Source organism: Ornithinibacillus gellani, assembly GCF_003730295.1.
Taxonomy (GTDB): Bacteria; Bacillota; Bacilli; order Bacillales; family Amphibacillaceae; genus Ornithinibacillus_A; species Ornithinibacillus_A gellani.
On the sequence record NZ_QTSZ01000007.1, the window covers coordinates 29,410 to 53,106 of the forward strand.

Genomic DNA, 23,697 nt, shown 5'->3' on the forward strand with positions numbered 1-23,697 from the left:
GTACCATACCTATTGTGCGTCGACATGTACTTTTACGCTACCGGAAACTTCTGGATGCAGCTTCACAGGTACAACTGTATAGCCTAATGCACGAATTGGTTGGTCAAGCTCAATCTTACGACGATCTACCTTGATCTTATGCTGTTTTTTCAGTTCTTCCGCAATTTGTTTACTCGTGATGGAACCGAATAAACGACCGCCTTCTCCAGCCTTTGCTTTGATTTCAACACTTAATTCAGCAAGCTTATCCTTCAAGTTCATCGCTTCTTCTTTTTCACGCTGCTCTTGTTGTTCGTCCTTCTTCTTCTGATTCTCTAACGCCTTCAAATTGCCAGGGGTTGCTTCAATGGCAAGATTATTTTTAAGCAAGTAGTTTCGTGCATATCCGAGTGAAACGTTCTTTACTTCGCCTTTTTTTCCTTTGCCTTTTACATCTTCAATAAAAATTACTTTCATTCTTGATTGCTCCCCTCATAAAATTCATCTAATATACCTTTTAGCTCTGCTTCAGCTGCATCAATTGTCGTATCCTCCAGCTGTGTAGCAGCATTGGTTAAGTGACCGCCACCATGCATCCGCTCCATAATCACCTGCACATTAATATCGCCAAGTGACCTGGCACTAATTCCAATCTTTCCATCCTTACGCTCTGAAATCACGAAGGAAGCATTTACGCCACTCATCGTGAGCAAGGTATCCGCTGTTTGTGCTAATAATACTGGGCCATATTTTTGCCCGTGAGCTGCTTTGGCAATGGCAATATGCTCATGATAAATTTCCGCATGCTCAATCAGTTTCGAGCGTCTAATATATTGATCCAGGTCTTCCTTCAGCAGCTGTTGAACAAGAATCGTATCAGCCCCCTTGGAGCGCAAGTAGGAAGCAGCATCAAACGTACGCGAGCCCGTACGAAGGGTAAAGCTCTTCGTATCGACAATAATCCCTGCCAGCATTGCCGTCGCCTCGAGCATCGTCAGCTTCTTTCCTTTCGGCTGATATTCCAACAGCTCTGTCACCAGCTCTGCTGTAGAGGACGCGTATGGTTCCATATAAACAAGCGTTGGATTTTCAATAAAGTCTTCGCCACGACGATGGTGGTCAATTACAACGGTATGTGCCGCCTTACGTAATAATTTACTTTCTGCGACCATGGACGGCTTATGTGTGTCCACTACTACAAGTAAGCTGTCATCCGTAATAAGATCCATTGCATCGGATGGTTCGATAAAATACTGCCATAGCTCTGCATCATTTTGGATGGCGTCCACCAGTCGGCTTACCCCAATATCTACATCATCCGGGTCAAAGACGATATGTCCTTCCACCCCATTCGTTCGAACCAAATTAAGAATCCCAATCGCACCGCCAAGCGCATCCATATCCGGTGATTTATGTCCCATGATAATGACACGATCACTGGCCGTTACCAGCTCTTTCAGTGCGTGAGAAATCACTCTTGCCCGTACCCGCGTACGTTTTTCCATTGGATTTGTTTTCCCACCATAAAAACGCACCTTACCAGACTCTTCCTTGATGACGACCTGGTCACCACCACGTCCCAATGCCAAATCTAGGCTGGATTGGGCCAGTTGACCAAGCTCCGGTAAACCGTAGGCCCCAAAGCCGACACCAAAGCTAAGTGTGACCGGATTACGATTCTCTTCATCCAATTCACGGACTTCGTCGAGGATATCGAATTTAGACTGCTCCAATCGTTCCAAAATTTCCTTTGTCCCAACTGCTAAAAACCGCTCCTGTGATGTCCGTTTTAAATATAAACCGTATTGATGAGCCCACTCATTTAATAAAGTCGTAACAGCCGAGTTCAAACGACTTTTCGCCGTATCATCCATCGTCTGTGTAATTTCCTCATAATTATCGAGAAAAATAATAGCAAACACCGCACGTTCATTTTCATAGGAACGCTCTATTTCCGCCTGCTTGGTTCGATCAAATAAATAGATGAGCCGCTCTTCCTTTTTCGCATACGCTTGAAAGGTAAATGCTTCAAGCTCTATCCAGACCTCTTCTAAATTTTCATTGATCATTGGAATGAGGTCTTCTGACACTTCATTTAATGATTTGCCAAAGAAATTATCCCCCTCGGCAAACTGATTCATATATGCGTTGGTCCACTCAATTTTATAATCCTCACTGAACAGAATGATACCTATAGGCATTTCCAGTAGTGCTTCATCGCCTACTTTTTTCACACGATGAGAGAGGGTTGTAATATATTGTTCCGTCTCATCATGCATCACCTTTTCTGTTTTCAGGCTGTAATAAAAGGACGCGGCCAAAAACAGTGTCATCAGCAAGCCCAGTATCCACTGGTAATACCAGATGACAACTAGCAGAATCAATGACAGCATATAAATGAGCATTAAATGACTGCTTAGTCCCCGTTTTTTTTGTAAATTCGCCATAACTTCAGCTCCTATTCAGACACACGCCTGATGTAAAAAAACGTGCCTTCCCTTACCCTATATGATTACGACCCTCTAGGACATAAGAGGACGAGTCGTCACACGCGCTTATGCCTGTGTTTCCGATTCGTCCCATTCATGCCTGATGGCGTTTATATGCTATTTCTGTGAGAGTCTTTCACGTAATTTAAAGCCTATATCAATTATACCCAAGATTCGTACCAATGGAAGTAATAAAGGTGATAGAATCAGTGACAAAATCAATACAATAACTGGCATCGCCTTTGTTATTTTTTTCTCATTGGCATAATAGAAAATAAAGGAAAAACCTTGAATGACCATAAACAGCCCGGCAAGCATCAGGACGTTTTGGGCACCTATATTGACCATTCCCTCTGGCTCCGGATCGAAAAACGTAATAATCAAAGCCAAAAAGTAAAACCAGATAATGGCTGTTGGAAATTGCAGCTCCTGAAACTTGGGAAAATAGAGCTTCTCTGGTTGTAATCGGTTAATCAGCTTATAGCTAAGCCATTGACTAACCAAAGCCATTAATATCGCTGTCATCACGAACCAAACTGGCATTAAGCTCTGGAATAAACCAATCTGCTCCTCGAATAATTGCAGTTGTTGTTCCGCCTGATCACTTAGGCCAACCTGATTAAACATGTCACGGCTAAATTGCAGGGATTCCTGAATGGCTTCATTAAATGCTTCTGTTAAATTATATTGAAACAAAAAGGTAGACAGAAAAAATGTCAGTACCAAGCCAATCACAAAACCGACCGTACCACGTGCCCATGTTTCATACGCGGATGACCCCTTATGAATCGCAAGCCCAATCATGCTTCCACCAATACCGGCCAACAGGGTAATTGGCAGGGAAAAGATTGTTGCCAGCAGCATGGAAAGCGCACTCGCTAACATTAGCATGAACAAGGAACCCCGCCAGCCCTGGCGCTGCGCCAGAATGACAAAAGGTATCGGCAGCATAAACATGACGATAAACGATAGCAACGGAACATAAAAAAAGACTAGCAGCACAATCATATAAATAGACGTCAGCAGTGCCGCTTCAACTAATGGTTTCGTTTGTTTCATATTCACACCTCAATTAAAGATACCAACCCGTTTATCCTATTTAAAGAAAAATAACGTATACAAACTAGATGACTGACCGATTAAAAAATCAGATTCATCTTCTTATAATAACATGTTATGTTGGTTTTTTGGGAATAAGATGTTCTTGGGGCTGATTTCCAGGCTTGATGTTTTTAGGTTTGGAGATTGGATTTGAAGTTGATGCATGTATGGCTGTCACGGAATTGCCACCGTCGTAGTACGCAGAAACGGTTTTATCATATATAATATAGGCATCATGGTTTTATAGAATAAGGATGGATTTCATGATTTTTTGGCAAACTTTTTTGGATAGTTTACGATTACCCAGCAAGAAGGCAGTTTTCAAATTAAATCGTTCCGGGATGGATATCACCGTCATTTACATGTTTATGTTAATATTCCTTGTGCAACTTCCTGTGATGATTAACCAGATTGCGCATCCTACTGGGGTTGCTGCATCGTTAAATATATTATTCATGCTTATCTATGTTTTTATGTTTTCTTATCTGCCACTAACGATTATGGTGTTTATTGCTTTATCTATCATCGCCTATATCGGAACCTTCATTACCCGAATCATGCAACGGAAATTGCGGTTTTCTATTCTGTGGAAAATGTCTGCTTATGCGACGACGATTCCTTTATTGCTTTATGCATTGATTTCCTTTATGTATCCATTGGGCGATCATTGTATGCTGCTCATTATTATTTATGTTTTCTTGTTTTTAATCAAAATTATCTCTATTTATCCGAAGCGTCGGAAAAGGAACTAGCCTGCAGCTCTTTTGCTGCAGGCTTTTCACTGCTCATAGGCGATTTCCCCGATGTTGGTGGTTCCGTAGCCGAGAGCTTGAAGTTTTGCTTGGAACTCGCTGTCCCGTAAGGTTTCCAATAGTTGCTGTATAAATGATTCATTATCTTTTGTTCGCAGCATGACGAGGTCATAGCTTTCCTCCACCATGGGAATAAAATCAATTGCCGCCACTTTGGCGACATTTTCAATTCCAACCCCTGCATCTGCTTGTCCATTGGCAACAGCAGAGGCAACCGCTAAATGACTGGTTCGCTCATTGGTATATCCTTTGATATCCTGTTTGGGAATACCATGCATACGCAATTGTTCGTCCAGCAAGACACGTGCCCCTGCACCGTCCTCCCGATTTACAATGGTAATATGCGGCTTGGCTAAATCCTGCCAGCCATGAATAGCTTTCGGATTGCCCTCTGCTACATATAGTCCTGCCTGCCGTTTAATAAAATGTACGATCACAAACGCTTTACTCACAAACAGTTTCCGCACATAGGGAATATTATATGTCCCTGTATCGCCGTCAAATAAATGCGTACTGACCATATCGACCTTACCTTCATACATCGCAATTAAACTATCCAAACTCCCACTATAGGATCGCAAACAGGATTGATGATAATCCGTTTCCAACTGACGCGCCAAAATATCCAGGCAATGATCCTGTCCACTGATGACGATGGATTGTGCGGCTGCTTTTGATGCTTTATTTCCCTCCGTCCTAGCGGGGGTTTGCACCTCTTGACCTCGTTGTTTATAACTTTCCAATTCTGAAGCGTCAATTCGCATTTGGCGTCCAACTCGATATGCCTTCAGTTCACCTTTCTTAATCAGATCATAAACCGTTAGCTTGGAAACCTTCAGCAAGCGCGCAATGTCCTCTGTTGTATATGACTCCCCATTTGCCATGTCATCAACTCCGAATTCTGCTCATTTCTTATATTTTATCATTTGCTATTCACATAAATCCATTTATAATTAAATATAACTAATTATAAGTGGTTATAAATAGATATATCCAGGAGGGTTTCCATGAAAAAGCTTCGTATATTTGCTACGCTCGTTTTACTCATGACTGTTTTAATTGCCTGTGGTGGAAAAAATGATCAAGTGAAGCATTCAGCAACGACTCAAAAGAATGCAGATCAAACACGCCTGACCATCTCTGCTGCTATTAGCCTGACAGATGCATTGGAGGAAATAAAAGCGATATATGAAGCAAATCATCCAGTAGAGCTGTCCTTCAATCTTGGCAGCTCTGGGAAACTAGCACAGCAAATTCAGCAAGGTGCTCCGGCAGATGTATTTATCTCGGCAAACCAGGATTGGATGGATACCTTGGAGGCGGAAGCAGAAATCATTTCCGATACGAGAGATGATATCACTGGGAACCAGCTGGTGCTTATTACCGGTAAAGATGCAACCATTGATTATTCATCCTTTCATGACATCGATACCGCAGACATCGACCAGCTGGCAATCGGGAACCCGGAAAGTGTCCCCGCAGGCAAATATACGGAACAAACACTGAAAAATCTGGACCTCTGGGATACAATGGAAAGTAAGTTTGTACTCGCTAAAGATGTTCGCCAAGTACTTACCTATGTAGAAACTGGGAATGCAGACATTGGTTTTGTATATGAAAGTGATGCTTTAAGCTCAGATAAAATAAAAATACTTGCCGCTGCAGAAACAGGCATGCATGATCCAATCATTTATCCTGGCGCTGTCATTGCGGATTCACCACATGTGAAGGAAGCAAAGGCATTCATGGAATTTATGGCAACAGATACTGCCCAGCATATTTTAGCAAAACACGGCTTTACCAAATAATTGCAGGTGATGAATATGTCAGATATCAACCTATCCCCGCTCTGGCTTTCCTTCCAAACAGCGGGAGTTGCAACAATCATTGTATTTTTAACAGGTGTTTTCCTAGCACGTATCATTGCTAGAAACCAATTTTTCGGTAAGGGTGTTTTGGAGGCCGTCTTTATGCTTCCTCTCGTACTGCCACCTACTGTTGTCGGCTTTGGATTACTCTACCTATTTGGAAAAAATGGGATCCTAGGACGGTTGCTTTTAGATATGTTTGATTTTCAGGTTGTTTTTACGTGGCATGCGGTGATCATTGCTGCAGTTGTGGTATCCTTCCCACTCATGTATCAAAGTGCATCTGCTGCATTTCAACATGATGATCCTAATCTGGAGCATGCTGCATACACGATGGGCGCTTCTAAATGGAAAGTATTTTGGACGGTATCCTTCCCGCTTGCATGGCCCGGCTTGCTTGCAGGACTAGTGCTTTCTTTTGCCAGAGCGCTTGGTGAATTTGGTGCTACCTTAATGCTGGCCGGCTTTATCCCCGGGGTAACGGACACGGTGCCGTTAGCCATATATTTCGCCGTAGAATCTGGCAACATGGAGATGGCTACCTTCTGGGTAATCATTATCGTTGCACTTGGATTTACTGCCATTTATTGGCTCAATTGGTGGAGCAAACGAAATATGATGCGTTATTCCCAAAAACAGCATCATCAATGAGGGCGTGATATATAAATGCTGACTGTACAAATGAAGAAAAAACTGGAGCATATTGAATTAGATGTAGCATTTACCGTTTCCGATGAAATTATCGTTTTATTTGGCCCTTCCGGATCTGGAAAAACGACCATTTTAAATTGTATTGCAGGGCTGGCAAAGCCTGACACCGGTAAAATTCAGCTCCATGACGTGATATTGGTAGAAGACAAGCAAACCTTCTTGCCGATTCAACAGCGTAAGATAGGCTACTTATTTCAAGACTATGCTTTATTTCCCCATATGACCGTCTGGAAAAACATATCCTATGGTATGAAATCAAAAGCATTCGCAGAGCAGCTCATGAAGGAACTGGGTATTGACCATCTTCGGGACCGATACCCTAATGAGATATCTGGTGGTGAGAAACAGCGAACTGCCATTACCCGTGCGATTGCAACAGAACCAAAGCTACTGCTCCTGGATGAACCTTTTTCCGCACTAGATGAGCAGGCACGCGCAAGAAGCCATGAGGAGCTATTACGCCTGCACCGTCTCTGGAAAATTCCAATCATTCTTGTTACCCATAGCCAACAGGAAGCAGAAAAACTCGGTGATCGCATATTATACTTACACGATGGAAAATTGCAACGAGACCAACCGGTGAAATAGATCGTTTAAATCTATTTCACCGGCAGCTTGCTTTCTAACGCTAATAAATCGGTTTTCATATCAATACCACCCCGGAAACCAACCAATGATCCATTTTTTCCAATCACCCGATGACAAGGTACGTAAATTAAGATGGGATTGGCTCCAATTGCTGCTCCCACTGCCCGGACAGCCTTTGGATTTTGAATCTGATTTGCTATTTCAGAATAGCTGGCAGTTTCACCTGCTGGTATATCTCTTAACGCATACCATACCGCCTCTTGAAAAGGGGTTCCTTTAATCGCAACTGGCAAATTTAAAGCCATTCTTTCCCCATTAAAATAGGCTTCAAGCTCATCCTTATATGGCTTTAACGCTTCCTCATTTTCTACCAGCTGGCTATTTGGATATTTACGACGTAACCAGATTTCCATTTCTTTGCTGTCTGCACCAGGTGTGCTTAAATAACATAACCCCTTCTTTCCTGCAGCAAGGTAAAACGTACGTGTCCCCCAATTCATCGTTGACCAAAAAATAATGGAACCATCCATTGGATTCCCTCCTTTAATAAAATGCGAATATACGTTCCTATTTATTATAACAAATGCTTTTATAAAATACCATATCTATATGATACTATTTTTTCTATTAAAAAATCCCATTCCAGCCTAAGCCAAAATGGGATTTTATCATTATTCTGCAATAAAAGGCAGCGTTCATCACTTTTGAAAGTAAACGCGATATCATGCAGATATTCATTCATTTCCAATGATTTGAAAGAAATGCGTAAACCCTTCATTTAATAAATAATCTAATATTTGGTTAATATGTGTCAGGTTTACGGTATTTGTCTCTAACAGAATCTGGAGCACCATACCATCGATCCCGGCCAGCGTCCAGGCCGCAACTGCCTTCGTTAATGGTCCAGGCTCGATATGGTACGCTTGTACGAAAATGATTTCTAGTCGATCAATCCAATCCTTATATTTATCTTTGAATTTATGTTTCAGCTCTTCATTCCCAAGAATCGCTTCATGTGCTAAGTAAAATTGTAAACGGCTTTCCGCATCCTTCTGAAACCGCTCCTGCATGCTATCAAATATTTCTTGAATAAGCGTTTCAAATTTTTTCTTTTGTTCCGTTGAAATGGTTGAGATACGTTTCATCTCACTTAAACCATCATCCATTACATCGTATAATATAGCCTCTTTCGAACTGTAATAATGATAAATGGCACCCGTACTAACTCCTGCTTCTTCCGCAATTCCGCGAATAGTCGCACCTTGTATCCCATGTTCACTGATAATGGTTCTGGCTGCATCTATAATTTTTGTCTTGCCAGTATTACACATCTATATCGAAACTCCTTACCTATAATGAATCATTATATCATAAATTATTTCTCCCACCCCAAGGTAGCAATTGCGAACAATTGGTAAAGTATGAATGAAAAAAATGTGAACGTTTACCAAAACAAACCCAGTAATCCTTTGCAATATTGACAATAGGTATGGTGTTTGTTAAGATATTCACAAGGACATACCGAACATTCGTTATGTCACAAAATAACATACATCATGCTTTCACCCGGTTGTCCTAAAACTTCATAAAGGAGAGGAGAGCAATGTTCTTCTTTGAATCCATTCCCTGGTACAACGTCTTCATGTGGTTTGTTGTGTTTGGTCTTTTAATTGGTTTGAATGAAGTTGCTCGTTCTAGTAAGTGGGGAAGTGTCATTATCTTTATGGTGATACCAATTGTATTAACACCCATTTGGTTTTTTGTCGTAGATTCTGAACTTACTTCTTGGTTCCACTGGGTGAAGGTTTATTCGGCCCTTGCTGGTAGTATCATTTATATGGTGATTCGTTTTACGGATTTCCACAAAAAGCATCCATGGTATTTAATACTCGTACCATTGATACTAGCCATTAATATTGCCGAAGCTGTTATTCGTGAATTCCAAGTTGGTATTATGGGATTTGAAGGCGTAATCGATGGTATGTATTATATTTCTGGTGGTTGGAATTATGTGAATGCGATTGCCGGTATCCTAAATTTACTATTAATCTGTGGCTGGGCCGGAATATATGCAACATCTGGTAAGAAAAAAGATATGATATGGCCCGACCAAACAAAGCTATGGATCATTGCCTACGGTGTTTGGAATATTGCTTACGTGTATGCATGTGCACCAGGTAATGCCTTTTATTCCGGATTTGCACTAAATATCGCTGCAACCGTTCCTGCTCTACTTTGGGCCAAGGGAACATGGATGCAAAACCGTGCACAGACCCTATCCTTCTGGATGATGTGGGTCATGACATTCCCGTACTTCTTCGCAACAGGAAGTACGTTTAATGTCAGTGTATCCTATAATCCAGCAGCTAACTGGACGATTGCTTTAATTAGTTTAGGATTAAACGTTTTTCTAGCAATATGGCAAGTGTATAGAATTATGAAATTTCGTCTACATCCTTTGAAAGACGAAATTTGGAAAGGCACAAAGGAATATCAGGAGATTCAACCATTACAGGAGAGGACAGCATCATAAAAGTAAGCGTCAAATAAACGAACCCCCCACTTCCGTGAAATATTTACACAAGCTGAGGTTGGGGGGCTTTATCTATACTACAGATACAAATGCATCACCCTTCTCCTTTTGGATACTAAATCACTTATCATTTTCAACTTAAAAATCCCATTCCAGCCTAAGCCAAAATGGGATTTTATTATTATTCTGCTACAAAAGGTAGTAGTGCCATAATACGAGCACGTTTAATAGCTTTTGTAAGTTTACGCTGATACTTTGCAGATGTTCCAGTTACACGACGAGGAAGAATTTTTCCACGTTCAGAAATGAAACGTCTTAGCAAATCAACATCTTTATAGTCAATATGTGTAATACCGTTTGCTGTGAAGTAACACACTTTACGACGTCTTGCACGTCCGCGACGAGCTGCTGCCATGTGTACCCCTCCTTTTTTTGCAGTTTATCCGTTAGTTGGAACGATTCCTTCTAACGATTCCTTCTTCATTAGAAAGGCAAATCATCATCTGATATATCAATTGGCTCTCCGTCATTTTGGAACGGATTGTCCTCTTTACGGTTCTGATTGAAGTTTTGATTCTGATTTGGACTTTGCTGGTGACCAGATCCCCCAAATTGGTTTTGTCCTTCTCTTGGTTGAGAAGAGCCGGAGCCTTTCGATTCAAGGAATTGAACACTGTCCGCTACCACTTCCGTTACATAAACAGTTTTACCATCCTGTCCTTCAAATGAACGTGTTTGAATCCGTCCATCGACACCAATCAAGTTACCTTTTTTCATATAGTTAGCCAGCGTTTCTGCTGGTCTGCGCCATACGACACAATTGATAAAATCGGCTTCCCGATTTCCTTGCTGGTTGGAAAATGGACGATTAACTGCAATGTTGAAATTAGCTACTGCCACGCCATTTGGTGTATAACGTAGATCAGGATCCCTCGTTAACCTGCCGACAAGTACGACACGATTTAACATCAGAACACTCCTTTTATGAAAGGTTGCTCAAAAACAGGTAAAACTGTTTTTTAGAACATTCCCTTATTATTGATCATCTTCTCGAATGATAATATGACGAATAATGTCATCAGAGAACTTCGCTAGGCGGTCGAATTCATTGATTGCTTCATCGCCACTGCTGAAGTTAATTACAACATAATATCCATCACGGTAGTCGTTGATTTCATATGCAAGACGCTTCTTGCCTTTTTCATCAACCTTTTCAATCTCCGCCCCATTATCAGTCAAAATTTTGTTGAAACGCTCTAGCAAAGCTGTTTGCGCTTCCTCTTCCATGTCTGGGCGGATGATATACATGATTTCGTATTTGGTCATCCGTAGCACCTCCTTTTGGTCTTAGCGGCTCCATCCTGTTGCTGAGCCTGGTCAGCTCAGATGAAGCAAGGAGTAATCAAATTAAAATTACTCACGACGATTTATTATATCAAATAGATTATAAAATAACAAGCATTCGAGAGACCTTTTCTACGTTTCTTACTTACACATTAAATCGGAAGTGGATAACGTCCCCATCCTGTACAATGTACTCCTTACCTTCCAAACGAACACGTCCATTTTCACGGGCTTGTCCCATGGAGCCTGCCACTACTAAATCATCATAGGAAACTGTTTCTGCACGGATAAAACCTCTTTCGAAATCCGTGTGAATAATACCAGCTGCCTGTGGTGCCTTAATCCCTTTACGGAATGTCCATGCACGTACTTCCTGCTCCCCAGCAGTAAAGTAAGTGGCTAGTCCAAGCAAATGATAGGAAGCCTTAATAAGCTTATCCAATCCGGATTCTGCAATTCCCAGCTCCTCCAGGAACATTTCCTTTTCATCCTGGTCCAGCTCTGCAATTTCTTCTTCAATTTTTGCACAAACAACAATCACTTCTGCTTGTTCCTTGGCAGCATATTCCTTTACCTTTTGCACATTTGCATTGGTGTCCGGATCAGCAACCTCATCTTCACTAACATTCGCAACATACAGCATTGGTTTACCTGTTAGTAAATGAAGACCTTTCACAAGCTTTTGCTGCTCGTCTGTGAATTCCAATGCACGTGCTGGTTGTTCCTGCTCTAAACCAGCCTTAAGCTTTTCCAAAACAGTAAATTCAGCCATCGCTGATTTATCTTTCTGCTTGGCAAGCTTTTGCACCCGGTCAAAGCGTTTATTAACCGTATCTAAATCTGCTAAAATCAGTTCCAAATTAATAATTTCAATATCATCAATTGGGTCAATTTGTCCGGAGACATGTGTGATGTTTTCATCGACAAAGCAACGAACCACCTGACATATTGCGTCTACCTGACGAATATGGGAAAGAAATTGGTTCCCCAACCCTTCTCCTTTACTAGCCCCCTTTACGATACCGGCAATATCTGTAAATTCAAATGCAGTCGGTACGGTTTTCTTTGGTTTGACTAATTCTGTTAATTTATTTAAGCGATCATCAGGTACCTCTACAATACCTACGTTTGGATCAATCGTACAGAACGGATAGTTTGCAGATTCCGCTCCTGCCTGTGTAATGGCATTAAATAAAGTCGATTTCCCCACATTCGGTAGCCCGACAATTCCTGCTGTCAACGACATGTTACCACTCCTTAAGGATTCCATTCATATGAACGCGTTACGTCCCATTATAATGACAAGCGAAATAGAAGACAAAAGCGTAAAACACAAAAAACGGGCACTTCTCAGCACCCATTTTTCATTTATATTAGACGCTTTTTTGAATTTCGTTGCATGTTCTATGGTTAGTATACCATTTTTACATTGTTTTCGTCTATTTTCATTCCTGTTCTGCCGATTCTAATACCTTTTTTAATTTCTTGCTAAATTCGCGTCTTGGAATCATGACGCTATGGTCACAGCCTAAGCATTTAATGCGAATGTCCATACCCATTCGAATAATTTTCCAGCGATTTTCACCACATGGATGCGGCTTTTTCATTTGTACCACGTCATTTAAACCAAAGTCCTTTTCAGCCATCTTCATCGTTCTCCTCTATTTTATCGTTGACCACAGCTTATTCCTCTTGCGCCCGTTGGATTGGTCCTTCTGCTTCTTCTCTACCATGATACAATACAAGACGAGGGGATGGAATATCTATTCCTGCTTGATATAGCTTATCCTTTATTTCCTTCCGAATCACTCGTTCACCAAACCATTGATATACCGGCTGTGTTTCCGCAATGACTCGAATGACATAATGTGATGTGTCCAATACTTGCACGCCGTGAATCGTTGGCGTGGATACAAATTCCTCGTATTTTTCCGGTAGCGTTGCGATGATTTCAGAAATTAATTGTTCTGCCCGTTCTACATCGTCTTCATAGGGAATATTGACATCGACCACAGATAATCCGTTTCGCACCGAGTAATTGACTACCTGGGTAATGTTTCCGTTTGGAATGACGTTCATTTCCCCTGTCCAGCTCTTTACCTTCGTTGTACGAATACCGATTTCTTCCACGGTACCCTCAGCACCAGATACGACGACATAATCGCCAACCGAAAACTGATCTTCAAATATAATGAAGAAACCGGATATCACATCACGCACCAGGTTTTGGGCACCAAAACCAATTGCCAAACCTGCAACTCCTGCACCAGCTAATAAAGCACCAATATTGATGGTGAATACTTCTAAAATCATAATAAACGCGGTGAAATACGCAACATAAGAAACCATATTTTGAATGAGCTTCTTCAGCGTATTTTCCCGACGTTCAGATATTCGTATGGGTCCATGCTGCTTCCGAGTGAAAAATCGCTCAATCAATCGGTTGCTTATTTTCACAATAATAAGCATCAGAAGCAAAATAAACACGATTTTCAATGCACCCTGTGCCAGCTTCACCCATAGCTCGGGTCCTTTTAAATATTCAATTAGATTTGTAATTTCATTGTTCAAAACAAAACCTCCAACATCTGACTTCGACAATTTCTATAACGGAAAACCGTATTATAGATGATTTTATCGCATTCTCTTTTGCATTTAAAGGATAATGCAATCGGCGCTTATTTCGTTGTATTCCACAATGGGTAGAGTAATAATCGTATTAATACATATAAATTTAAAATTCCATATAATGGATACAAGAACCCAATCAAGGTGGAAAAACCGATCGCTGTTAGTGGCAGCATCGTTATAAGCAGGCAACTAGTCATGAGCCAAAGCGGTACATTTTTGAAATATCCTTTTAATCTTGTCACAATACCTAATAATCCAGCTGCAGCCGTCGTATAAATGGCAAACCATAATAAGAACGACATAAAAATAAGCATATTTAACGAATAACTATTTAATATTGCGAATAATGGAATTTCATATACCAATAATTCATCTGCAATTTGGATTAAGCTATTATTATAGATGTATGTAATGATTCCCAATACAAGTCCACTGCCAATACAGGCAATCCATATTTCCTGCTTCGATTTAATTTTACTGCCAATCGCACCGAGCACCGCGATGAGAGGCAATATATTTAAGGCTGTAAATGGAAATGCTGCATGCCAATTATCCTGCTCATGCCAATGCGAAAATAGCTCCAGCTGTTCATCTCTAATAAATTGTAATAGCACAGCAATTAATCCAATAATCAATACAGGCAAGATGATCTGATTGATTTCCAATAAACCATTAATATCACGGATAAACAATAAGATTAATGCAATACACATGATGATAATTCCCCAGCCATATGATAGTTGAAAGGATTGAACAGATGCACCACTTCCTGAAAGCATCACGACTGTTGTTGTATACAAATATAAAAAAATCATCCCATCGTATACAGCGGTTAATCTGCCACCAACAATTGTCCGCAGCACCGGACGATATTCCTCTGTTTGAAATTGATGACTAATATACATAATGACGGTACATGATATCGTAAAAAATAGGATAAATAACACGATTGCTAGTCCACTTCCATGGCCAAAAAACTCCCATATTTCACGCCCTGATGCATACCCTGCACCAATCGTTGTGCCAATGATTAAAAACATCCACTTCAATCCAGATTTCAGCATGCTCATCCTCCATTAGTATGTCATTGCCATATGTATAAAGCTTGGCAATTATCCGTATACTACTAACAATATGTTTGCGGAGGATAAGCTATGAATGGAAAGCAATCATTCCTAAATAATCAAAAAAATTCTATTCGGATTTCTCATACAGATGCAGAGCAAGCCGCAGCATTGCCTGAAACGATTGCATCCTGGTTACCCATACAAGCTCATGAATATATTATTCTATGTATTGGTACCGATCGTTCCACTGGTGATGCACTTGGTCCATTAACAGGTACTTATCTACATCAACACGGCTTGAAACATCTTCATGTCTATGGCACCCTGCACGAGCCTGTCCATGCATTAAATTTAGTAGAAACCCTTGATCAAATTTATGAAAAGCATCATAATCCCTATATTATTGGTGTAGATGCCTGTCTTGGAAAGAAACAAACGGTTGGCACGATATTAACAGGCATTGGCTCATTAAAGCCTGGTGCCGCCTTAAAAAAAGATTTACCGGCAGTCGGGCATATGCATATGATTGGAATAGTTAATGTGGGCGGATTTATGGAGTATGCTGTCCTACAGCATACAAGATTATCACTCGTCTATGATATCGCTGCATCCATGGCAAATATAATCATAGATTTGGACAATCAGCTTACAAAACGGTCTATTCGTCGGCAACGTATTATACGCCAACGAAACACAATTGTGGAAGAGCATAAGCGCCCATTCAGAAAAACACAAAATTTTCTTGGATTACTACGCTAGCATCTTATCATCCTTCGTGTCATACATGCTGTGGACCACGCTTGAAGAAGAGTTTATGCTCGTCCTATCAAAAGAACTGGAATGGCGATAGATTTAGATTCCTTTTAATTGAAATGATTAAATGCTTGCCACCAACCTGGGGATTTATGACGTAGTGAAGTTTTGGAGGATGCAGTTGCAGCTACATAACATTTTTCCAATAAAAAAGCAGCATATTCTAAAATATGCTGCCCTTCCCTATCAAGATATGAAATGATAATAAATAGAATATATCATGATAACGGTTAGTATTGCTGGGAGTAAGTTTCCGATGCGGATGTGAACCACTTTTAATAGATTCAATCCAATTGCAACGATTATAATGCCACCGACTGCAGTTAACTCTACAATAAAACCGTCTAAAAATGCTAACGGCACCAGTCTGTCTATTTGTGTAGCAAGCAATGCAATGATGCCTTGGTATAAGACAACGGGTACGGCAGATAAGATGACGCCAATCCCTAATGTTGTTGTAAGTACCAATGCGGTGAAGCCATCAATAATCCCTTTCGTTATCAAAACTTCATGATCCCCTCGGATACCGCTATCTAAAGCACCTAGTATAGCCATCGCTCCAATAACAAATATAAGTGATGCGGTGACAAACCCTTCTGAAATGGAAAATTGCTCTTGTTGGCTCTTGAAATGACTGCCAATCCAATTTCCGAAACGATTAATTGCTTTTTCCACCTGTAATAGTTCACCAATGATTGCCCCGCTCAACAAGCTTAACAAGACAATAATGATCACTTCTGTTTCAAATGCCATCTTCAAGCCAATTAATATAACAGTTAGTGCAATTCCCTGCATCACTGTTTCTTTAAAACGATCTGGAATTTTGGTGAAAAATAAGCCCAGCAAACTTCCTATGATGATTAGTATTCCATTGATGATTGTTCCGAATAATGCCATGCGAATATCTCCATTTTACCCATTACACGCGATAGGCAGCTGCTATTTCTGTCATTGCATGTAGAAATTGGTCTATTTCTGTTTCTGTATTATACATGCTTAAGCTCGCTCTTACAATTCCTTGATCTAATGTACCAAGCGAATCATGAATGAGTGGACTGCAATGCAAGCCTGCTCGTACACATATGTTATAGCTGGAATCCAAGATCATTGCAATTTCCTGTGAGTTCGCACCTTCTATATTAAATGCAATAATAGGAAGCCTGTCCTCCCCTACTCCAGGTCCATAGCAACGAATCCCATTTATTTGTTCCAGCCCTTTTATTAGTTGATTAATAAGGATTGTTTCACGTGGAACATTTTCATGTTTTCTTGACATATAGACTTCTATTGCAGCACCTAAACCGGCAATGGCTGGCACATTTAGTGTCCCACTTTCAAAGCGTTCAGGCCATTGTTCAGGTTGTGCCACATTCTCTGAAAATGCTCCTGTTCCACCATGTAAAATCGGTTTCAAGGCTATATCACCTTCTACCAACAGCATGCCTGTTCCTTGTGGTCCCATTAAACCTTTATGACCTGGAAAAACGAGCATATTTATTTCATCTGTTTTCATGTCTATCGCAATATGTCCCGCAGTTTGTGAGGCGTCAATGAGCACAGGAATTTGTTGTGCTTTGGCAATACCAGCTATTTCTCGAATTGGCACCATATCACCTGTAACATTAGAAGCATGTGTCATAGCAATTAATTTGGTTTGTGGGGTGATGGACTTCATAACGCTCCCACAAGAATCTTCCTTCATTGCATCTATATATGTAACTTCAATGTCTTTTGTTTTACGCAAATATTCCAATGGCCGTCTAATGGAATTATGTTCCATTGCAGTCGCTATGACATGATTGCCAGCCTGCCACTCTATCCCCTTAATCGCTTGATTTAAAGCTGCCGTTGCATTATGAAAATATAATGCCTGTCGCGGGTCACTACATCCAAATGCTTTAGCCGCCTTCTCTCTCACGTCTGCTACAATTGCACTCGCTTTTCTAGCCAGCATATGCCCTCCCCTACCCGGGTTAGCAGATGCATGCAGCATCGCTTCCTGTACTACTTCCAATACTTGGGGCGGCTTTTGAAAAGATGTTGCTGCTTGATCAAAATAAATCATACCCATCACCCCCTTTATCATTGCATCTATTATATCATGCAATAAAAAGAAAAAGGATAAATGCCGAAGCACTCATCCTTCAAATTCTATTTTCTTTTATTCTGTTTCTAGTAATTCTATAATGCGTTCTAAATCATCATCCGTATAAAATTCAATTTCAATTTTACCTTTTCGTTTGCCTCGGTTAATATTTACAGCTGTACCTAAGCGATCACGTAGGATGGATTCTCGTTCCTGAATAAAGATGTCTTTCTTAATTTGCTTTTTCTTCACAGGTTTTTCATTCAATAAGGTGATGAGCTTTTCTACCTGGCGTACATTTAATTTTTCTTTTCGTATCTTGTGTACACATGGCATTAACTTATCTTTATCCTTTAATCCTAGCAATGCCCTGCCATGTCCCATGGATAACTCACCATTATTAATATATGCAACAACCTGATCGGGCAGGGACAGTAATCTAACAATATTAGCTATATGTGAACGACTTTTACCAAGTCGTTTCGATAGCTCGTCCTGTGTTAGATCCAATTCCCTCATTAAATTGGCATATGCTTGTGCTTCCTCAATGGCAGTTAAGTCTTCGCGCTGCAGGTTTTCCAATAAGGCAAGTTCCATCATCTTCTCATCGGATAGTTCTTTAACAACTGCAGGTATAACCTTTAGTCCGGCTTCCTTGGCAGCACGAAATCTTCTTTCTCCAACAACAATTTCATAGCCTTTGATGCTTTTTCGGACTATTAATGGCTGAATGATGCCGTATTCTAGGATGGAGTCCTTTAATTCCTCTATTGCATCCGCATGAAAGGTTTTTCTAGGCTGATAAGGATTTGGTCTACACTCAGAGATTGCAATCTCTTGAATCATTTCCTCATCATGTTCTTCTATTTCTGGAAAAAACGCGTCAAGCCCTCTACCCAACCCTCGTGCCATTCTCCATCACTTCCTTAGCTAATTCTAGATACACCTCTGCTCCACGAGATTTCGGATCATATGTAATGATCGGTTTACCATGGCTCGGTGCTTCACCTAAACGAACATTTCTCGGAATAATAGACTTATATACTTTGTCTTGGAAGTATTTCTTCACTTCTTCGATAACCTGTAACCCTAGATTTGTTCTTGCATCCAGCATGGTTAGTAACACACCTTCAATCATTAGGCGCTTGTTCAAATGCTTTTGAACCAATCGAATCGTATTTAATAGCTGACTTAATCCTTCCAACGCGTAATATTCACATTGAACCGGTATTAAAACTGAATCAGATGAAGTTAATGCATTGATTGTCAGCAAGCCTAATGAAGGCGGGCAGTCAATAATGATATAATCATAGACTTTCTTTAAGCTCTCCAATGATTCCTTCAAGCGAATTTCTCTTGAAATAGTTGGCACGAGCTCAATTTCTGCTCCTGCCAGCTGAATCGTTGCAGGAATAATGTCTAAATTTACTACATCAGTAGGAAAACATACATCTTTGGCAGGGACATCCTCTACAAGCACATTATAAATACATTGATTTACGTCCGCTTTATTGATGCCTACCCCACTCGTTGCGTTTCCCTGCGGATCAATATCGACAAGCAATACTTTATTGCCCAATTGTGCCAAACATGCACTTAAGTTGACGGAGGAAGTTGTTTTTCCTACTCCACCCTTTTGATTAGCGATGGATATTATTTTTCCCATGTTTTCACCTACCTAGTCTATCTATTTTATTCTATCACTTTTATCTCTTGAATAAGTCATTTAAGTGGATTTTGTTAGAGATTTGTAATGAAGCTATTATATTTCGCAGTTTTCAGATGGAAATCCCCACCTCCGATCACAAAGGTGGGGATGGATATAAGGAAAATATATTATTTCTTTTTAGGTATTTTAATCGTAATTTGATAATAATCTTCTAGTTCTTGTTCATCCGATTCAACAGCTACACCAGTATCTGATACCATGGACAAGGATTGTCTAATCGTGTTCATAGCAATGCGCACATCTTTATTAAATCCTTTTAATCTAGGCTTTTTCTTTACGGGTACGGGATCATTCATTTTTGCGATCCGCTCTTCCGTCTGTTTTACATTTAAGCCTCGTTCTAATATAATGGCAAGTAATTTTAACTGTTTTTCTTCATCTTTCAGCTTAATTAACGCACGCGCATGGCGTTCGGTAATTTGTTTTTGCAACAGTGCTTGCTGTACCTCATCTGGAAGCTTTAATAAACGTAATTTATTTGCAACTGTTGATTGATTCTTACCTAAACGCTGAGCTAATGCCTCTTGGGTTAAATCATGCAATTCCAATAGCTGCTGATAGGCAAGCGCCTCTTCAATTACTGTCAATTCCTCACGTTGGAGGTTTTCAATCAGCGCGACGGAAGCAGTCTGCGTATCTGTCATCTCTCGAATAATAGCAGAAACACGTTCCCACCCGAGCACTTGAACAGCACGCCATCTTCTTTCCCCTGCAATCAGCTCATATTTATCATCGTCCATTTTACGAACAACTATGGGCTGAATCATACCATGTGTATTTATTGTTTGCGCCAATTCAGCGATTTTTTCATCATCGAAAATCGTTCTCGGCTGAAATTGATTTGGTTCAATTTGATCAACCGGCAGCTGGATTACCTCATCCGGATGAAAGGATTCTTCCACTTTCTCGTCTTCAGAATTGGATTTATCCCCCAAGCCAAATATTCTATTAAAAGGCTGCAACACAATCCAACACCACCTTCACTAATAAATAGACTAGCAGTATACTTCTCTCTATCTATGTATATGCCAATAAAAAAGCGCAAGCAAAATGTTTCACGTGGAACATTTGCCACGAATCGTCTGTATACTCTATTTTACCATAGATACAAAGTGAAAGGTAAGAAACAATTCGATGGCAATTTACGAATACATTTATTTGTCTCGCTCACTCATTAAATGGAAATTAATTACATTTTATTCGATAGGCTCTTTATTTGGTGTACCCGGTTTGCGTGGATACTTTTTCGGTGTCTGTCGTTTTTTGGCAATCACAATGATGGAGCGCTCACTTTCTTCCTCTGGTAATGTAAAGGAATGATAAGCGGCTACTTCCCCTCCCAGTACTTGCAATGCCGTTCCAGCAAGATCCAGTTCTTCCTTCGCCTGTGCACCTTTCATCGCAAGAAATACCCCACCCTTTTTCACCAGTGGCAGGCATAATTCACTCAAAACAGACATGCGTGCAACTGCACGTGCTGTTACGATATCAAAGGATTCACGAAATTGCTTGTTTTTACCGAATGTCTCTGCACGGTCATGATAAAATGCAACCTTTTCCAAGCCTAAAGCTTCAGCAAGATGATTTAAAAATACAATCCGCTTTTTTAAGGAGTCTACAATGGTTACCTTTAGTTCAGGAAAACATATTTTTAGTGGGATACTTGGGAATCCCGCTCCTGCTCCAACATCACAGATCGTATGCTCACCAGAAAAATCATAATGAAAGGCAGCTGAAATCGAATCATAAAAATGTTTTAAATAAACATCTTCTTTCACAGTCAATGCAGTTAAATTAATTTTTTCATTCCACTCTACTAGAATTTGAAAATAAAGCTCAAATTGTTTAAGCTGGGTTTCATTCAACAGAATACCATGCTGCTTTAATTCAGCGGCAAATTGTTCGGGATTCATGTACAGTCTCCTTTTCATACCAATTCGTCTATCCGAGGTTAATCATTGGCTCAATATGTATGCAGCATCCAGAATTCCCTCCAGATGCTGCGTTAGCTTATTAATTAGCGACCTTGGCTATTTTTCCATGTTCAATATAGATGAGCAAAATAGAGATATCAGCTGGGTTTACGCCAGCAATCCGTGATGCCTGCCCAACGGATAGTGGTCGTACCTGCTTTAATTTTTCCTTTGCTTCCGTAGCAATACCGCTTATGGCATCATAGTCAATGTTGTCCGGTATTTTTTTATCTTCCATCTTCAACATGCGGTCTACTTGTTCGTTTGCTTTTTTAATATAGCCTTCATATTTGACTTGAATTTCTACCTGCTCTTTTACCTCTGTTGGTAATGTTTCTTCTGCACCGATCATTTTTTCAATCGTTGCATACGTGATTTCTGGACGCTTCAGTAAATCATAAGCTTTAATAGCATCCTTCAATGCTGTAGATTTCGCTTCAGCCATTTGTTCCTGAATGGTCGCATTTGGCTTAATCGTTATTTTTTTCAAACGTTGCTTTTCTTGTTCGATTAAACGATTTTTTTCTACAAATTTTGCATAGCGTTCCTCACGAATTAATCCAAGTGAATGACCGAGCTCTGTCAAACGAATGTCTGCATTATCATGACGTAATAATAGACGATATTCCGCCCGAGATGTTAATAGACGATATGGCTCTTTTGTTCCTTTTGTAACCAAATCATCAATTAACACACCAATATACGCCTGGGAACGATCCAAAATAACAGGTTCTTTCCCAAATACCTTGCAAGCTGCATTAATTCCTGCCATGATTCCCTGTGCTGCTGCTTCTTCATAACCGGATGTACCATTAATTTGGCCGGCAGTGAATAGCCCGGACACAGCTTTCGATTCCAATGTTGGCCATAGCTGTGTTGGGATGACAGCATCGTATTCAATCGCATAGCCAGGACGCATAATTTCAGCGTTTTCCAGGCCAGGAACAGAGCGGACAATGTCATATTGAATCGATTCCGGTAAAGAGGTGGAAAGTCCTTGAACATATACCTCTTCTGTTTCACGTCCCTCCGGCTCCAAAAATACCTGATGACGCGGCTTATCATGAAAACGAACAATTTTATCCTCAATGGACGGGCAATAACGTGGTCCTGTCCCCCGCTTCATACCAGAATACATGGCAGACAACGTTAAATTATCGTTAATTACCTGATGGGTCGTTTCATTTGTGTAAGTTAACCAGCATGGAATTTGGTCCAAAATGAATTCTGTTGTTTCATACGAGAATCCTTGAGGCTTCTCATCTCCTGGCTGGATTTCTGTTTTGGAATAATCAATGGTATGGCTATTAACACGTGGTGGCGTACCTGTTTTAAAGCGTGTCAATTCAAAGCCATGCTTCTCCAAATCCTCCGATAGCTTAATGGAAACGCGCTGGTTATTTGGACCACTTTCATATTCCAGATCACCCATTAGCACTTTTCCACGCATAAATGTACCAGTAGTTACGATGACCGTATCAGCATAGTAAGCTGATTTAGTTTCTGTCAGCACACCCTTACAGACACCATCCTCAATGATCAGCTCGTCGACCATCCCTTGTCTTAGGGTAATATTTTCTTCATTTTCAAGTATATTTTTCATTTCTCGAATATACAATGGCTTATCTGCCTGGGCCCGTAATGCTTGCACTGCCGGTCCTTTACCTGTATTCAACATCCGCATTTGGATGTATGTTTTATCAATTACCTTTGCCATGACCCCACCAAGGGCATCTATTTCACGTACAACAATCCCTTTTGCTGGTCCACCAAGTGATGGATTGCAGGGCATAAAGGCAATCATATCTAAATTCAATGTCAGCATGAGTGTTTTGGCGCCCATTCGTGCAGCAGCAATACCTGCTTCACAGCCAGCATGGCCAGCACCAATAACAATGACATCATATTTTCCTGCATTGTACACCATCTTATTTCATCCTCTCTTTTCTTATCATCCACTAATCCTTACGATA

26 protein-coding genes are annotated in these 23,697 nt (G+C 40.5%); 6 read left to right on the plus strand and 20 right to left on the minus strand.

What is annotated here, in order from left to right; translation table 11 throughout:
* Window positions 1–9 precede the first annotated feature (9 nt).
* The 3 genes from rplI to DX933_RS01575 all read right to left on the minus strand — a co-directional run bounded on the left by rplI (window position 10) and on the right by DX933_RS01575 (window position 3,527).
* Window positions 10–456: a 50S ribosomal protein L9 gene (gene rplI / locus DX933_RS01565; protein WP_123314726.1), complete on the minus strand. Its 447-nt coding sequence runs from the start codon at window positions 454–456 to the stop codon at window positions 10–12.
* The gene (locus DX933_RS01570; protein ID WP_123314727.1) at window positions 453–2,426 is read right to left on the minus strand and encodes a DHH family phosphoesterase; all 1,974 of its coding nucleotides are present in this window, start codon (window positions 2,424–2,426) and stop codon (window positions 453–455) included. Before DX933_RS01570 ends, rplI begins: the two co-directional genes overlap by 4 nt.
* A 159-nt stretch (window positions 2,427–2,585) precedes the next feature.
* Window positions 2,586–3,527, minus strand: coding sequence for a YybS family protein (locus tag DX933_RS01575; protein WP_123314728.1), 942 nt, complete (start codon window positions 3,525–3,527; stop codon window positions 2,586–2,588).
* A 305-nt stretch (window positions 3,528–3,832) separates the two neighbouring features.
* Between DX933_RS01575 and DX933_RS01580 the strand changes: the two genes are divergently transcribed.
* Window positions 3,833–4,321, plus strand: coding sequence for a DUF1189 family protein (locus tag DX933_RS01580; RefSeq protein ID WP_123314729.1), 489 nt, complete (start codon window positions 3,833–3,835; stop codon window positions 4,319–4,321).
* Between the two features lie 26 nt (window positions 4,322–4,347).
* Here the strand turns inward: DX933_RS01580 and DX933_RS01585 are convergent, their stop codons facing one another.
* Window positions 4,348–5,265 carry a helix-turn-helix transcriptional regulator gene (locus DX933_RS01585; protein WP_123314730.1) on the minus strand — a complete coding sequence of 306 codons (918 nt, stop codon included), beginning with the start codon at window positions 5,263–5,265 and terminating at the stop codon, window positions 4,348–4,350.
* A 123-nt stretch (window positions 5,266–5,388) separates the two neighbouring features.
* Between DX933_RS01585 and modA the strand changes: the two genes are divergently transcribed.
* The 3 genes from modA to DX933_RS01600 are packed head-to-tail and all read left to right on the plus strand — an operon-like array spanning window position 5,389 to window position 7,548.
* Window positions 5,389–6,189 carry a molybdate ABC transporter substrate-binding protein gene (gene modA, locus DX933_RS01590; protein WP_123314731.1) on the plus strand — a complete coding sequence of 267 codons (801 nt, stop codon included), beginning with the start codon at window positions 5,389–5,391 and terminating at the stop codon, window positions 6,187–6,189.
* Window positions 6,190–6,204: 15 nt separating this feature from the next.
* Entirely contained in the window at window positions 6,205–6,900 is a 696-nt protein-coding gene (gene modB, locus DX933_RS01595) for a molybdate ABC transporter permease subunit (RefSeq protein ID WP_123314732.1), read from the plus strand.
* Between the two features lie 15 nt (window positions 6,901–6,915).
* A complete protein-coding gene (locus tag DX933_RS01600) occupies window positions 6,916–7,548 on the plus strand; it encodes an ATP-binding cassette domain-containing protein (protein ID WP_123314733.1) in 633 nt (210 codons plus the stop codon).
* A gap of 11 nt (window positions 7,549–7,559) precedes the next feature.
* On the opposite strand, the gene DX933_RS01605 is transcribed toward DX933_RS01600, so the two are convergent.
* Window positions 7,560–8,078, minus strand: a complete 519-nt coding sequence (locus tag DX933_RS01605) for a methylated-DNA--[protein]-cysteine S-methyltransferase (RefSeq protein WP_123314734.1) — start codon at window positions 8,076–8,078, stop codon at window positions 7,560–7,562.
* 204 nt (window positions 8,079–8,282) lie between these two features.
* Complete coding sequence (locus DX933_RS01610; RefSeq protein ID WP_123314735.1) at window positions 8,283–8,879, minus strand: TetR/AcrR family transcriptional regulator; 597 nt, start codon at window positions 8,877–8,879, stop codon at window positions 8,283–8,285.
* A 272-nt stretch (window positions 8,880–9,151) separates the two neighbouring features.
* Here DX933_RS01610 and DX933_RS01620 point away from each other — a divergent pair, with 272 nt between their 5' ends.
* On the plus strand, window positions 9,152–10,081 hold the full coding sequence (locus DX933_RS01620) for a DUF5692 family protein (RefSeq protein WP_123314737.1): 930 nt from the start codon (window positions 9,152–9,154) through the stop codon (window positions 10,079–10,081).
* A gap of 181 nt (window positions 10,082–10,262) precedes the next feature.
* On the opposite strand, the gene rpsR is transcribed toward DX933_RS01620, so the two are convergent.
* The 7 genes from rpsR to DX933_RS01655 form a co-directional block, all read right to left on the minus strand.
* Window positions 10,263–10,496, minus strand: a complete 234-nt coding sequence (gene rpsR / locus DX933_RS01625; RefSeq protein ID WP_123314738.1) for a 30S ribosomal protein S18 — start codon at window positions 10,494–10,496, stop codon at window positions 10,263–10,265.
* Between the two features lie 68 nt (window positions 10,497–10,564).
* Window positions 10,565–11,050, minus strand: coding sequence for a single-stranded DNA-binding protein (gene ssb / locus DX933_RS01630; protein WP_123314739.1), 486 nt, complete (start codon window positions 11,048–11,050; stop codon window positions 10,565–10,567).
* A 66-nt stretch (window positions 11,051–11,116) separates the two neighbouring features.
* Complete coding sequence (rpsF, locus tag DX933_RS01635) at window positions 11,117–11,407, minus strand: 30S ribosomal protein S6 (RefSeq protein WP_123314740.1); 291 nt, start codon at window positions 11,405–11,407, stop codon at window positions 11,117–11,119.
* A gap of 163 nt (window positions 11,408–11,570) precedes the next feature.
* The gene (gene ychF / locus DX933_RS01640) at window positions 11,571–12,671 is read right to left on the minus strand and encodes a redox-regulated ATPase YchF (protein WP_123314741.1); all 1,101 of its coding nucleotides are present in this window, start codon (window positions 12,669–12,671) and stop codon (window positions 11,571–11,573) included.
* 199 nt (window positions 12,672–12,870) lie between these two features.
* Entirely contained in the window at window positions 12,871–13,071 is a 201-nt protein-coding gene (locus DX933_RS01645; protein ID WP_123314742.1) for a DUF951 domain-containing protein, read from the minus strand.
* A gap of 37 nt (window positions 13,072–13,108) precedes the next feature.
* Window positions 13,109–13,996, minus strand: coding sequence for a mechanosensitive ion channel family protein (locus DX933_RS01650; protein WP_223805840.1), 888 nt, complete (start codon window positions 13,994–13,996; stop codon window positions 13,109–13,111).
* Window positions 13,997–14,103: 107 nt separating this feature from the next.
* The gene (locus DX933_RS01655; RefSeq protein WP_123314743.1) at window positions 14,104–15,120 is read right to left on the minus strand and encodes a YkvI family membrane protein; all 1,017 of its coding nucleotides are present in this window, start codon (window positions 15,118–15,120) and stop codon (window positions 14,104–14,106) included.
* 90 nt (window positions 15,121–15,210) lie between these two features.
* On the opposite strand from DX933_RS01655, the gene yyaC reads away from it, so the two are divergent.
* Entirely contained in the window at window positions 15,211–15,882 is a 672-nt protein-coding gene (gene yyaC, locus DX933_RS01660) for a spore protease YyaC (RefSeq protein ID WP_123314744.1), read from the plus strand.
* 240 nt (window positions 15,883–16,122) lie between these two features.
* Here yyaC and DX933_RS01665 read toward each other — a convergent pair whose 3' ends face one another.
* The 7 genes from DX933_RS01665 to mnmG form a co-directional block, all read right to left on the minus strand.
* Entirely contained in the window at window positions 16,123–16,833 is a 711-nt protein-coding gene (locus DX933_RS01665; RefSeq protein WP_123314745.1) for a DUF554 domain-containing protein, read from the minus strand.
* Window positions 16,834–16,855: 22 nt separating this feature from the next.
* Entirely contained in the window at window positions 16,856–18,001 is a 1,146-nt protein-coding gene (locus DX933_RS01670) for an aminotransferase class V-fold PLP-dependent enzyme (RefSeq protein WP_123314746.1), read from the minus strand.
* A 96-nt stretch (window positions 18,002–18,097) separates the two neighbouring features.
* On the minus strand, window positions 18,098–18,934 hold the full coding sequence (locus DX933_RS01675; protein WP_123314747.1) for a ParB/RepB/Spo0J family partition protein: 837 nt from the start codon (window positions 18,932–18,934) through the stop codon (window positions 18,098–18,100).
* The gene (locus DX933_RS01680) at window positions 18,915–19,688 is read right to left on the minus strand and encodes a ParA family protein (RefSeq protein WP_123314748.1); all 774 of its coding nucleotides are present in this window, start codon (window positions 19,686–19,688) and stop codon (window positions 18,915–18,917) included. Before DX933_RS01680 ends, DX933_RS01675 begins: the two co-directional genes overlap by 20 nt.
* A 170-nt stretch (window positions 19,689–19,858) precedes the next feature.
* Window positions 19,859–20,716 carry a nucleoid occlusion protein gene (gene noc, locus DX933_RS01685; protein WP_123314749.1) on the minus strand — a complete coding sequence of 286 codons (858 nt, stop codon included), beginning with the start codon at window positions 20,714–20,716 and terminating at the stop codon, window positions 19,859–19,861.
* Between the two features lie 231 nt (window positions 20,717–20,947).
* A complete protein-coding gene (gene rsmG, locus DX933_RS01690) occupies window positions 20,948–21,664 on the minus strand; it encodes a 16S rRNA (guanine(527)-N(7))-methyltransferase RsmG (protein WP_123314750.1) in 717 nt (238 codons plus the stop codon).
* Between the two features lie 100 nt (window positions 21,665–21,764).
* The gene (gene mnmG, locus DX933_RS01695; RefSeq protein ID WP_123314751.1) at window positions 21,765–23,651 is read right to left on the minus strand and encodes a tRNA uridine-5-carboxymethylaminomethyl(34) synthesis enzyme MnmG; all 1,887 of its coding nucleotides are present in this window, start codon (window positions 23,649–23,651) and stop codon (window positions 21,765–21,767) included.
* Between the last annotated feature and the right edge of the window lie 46 nt (window positions 23,652–23,697).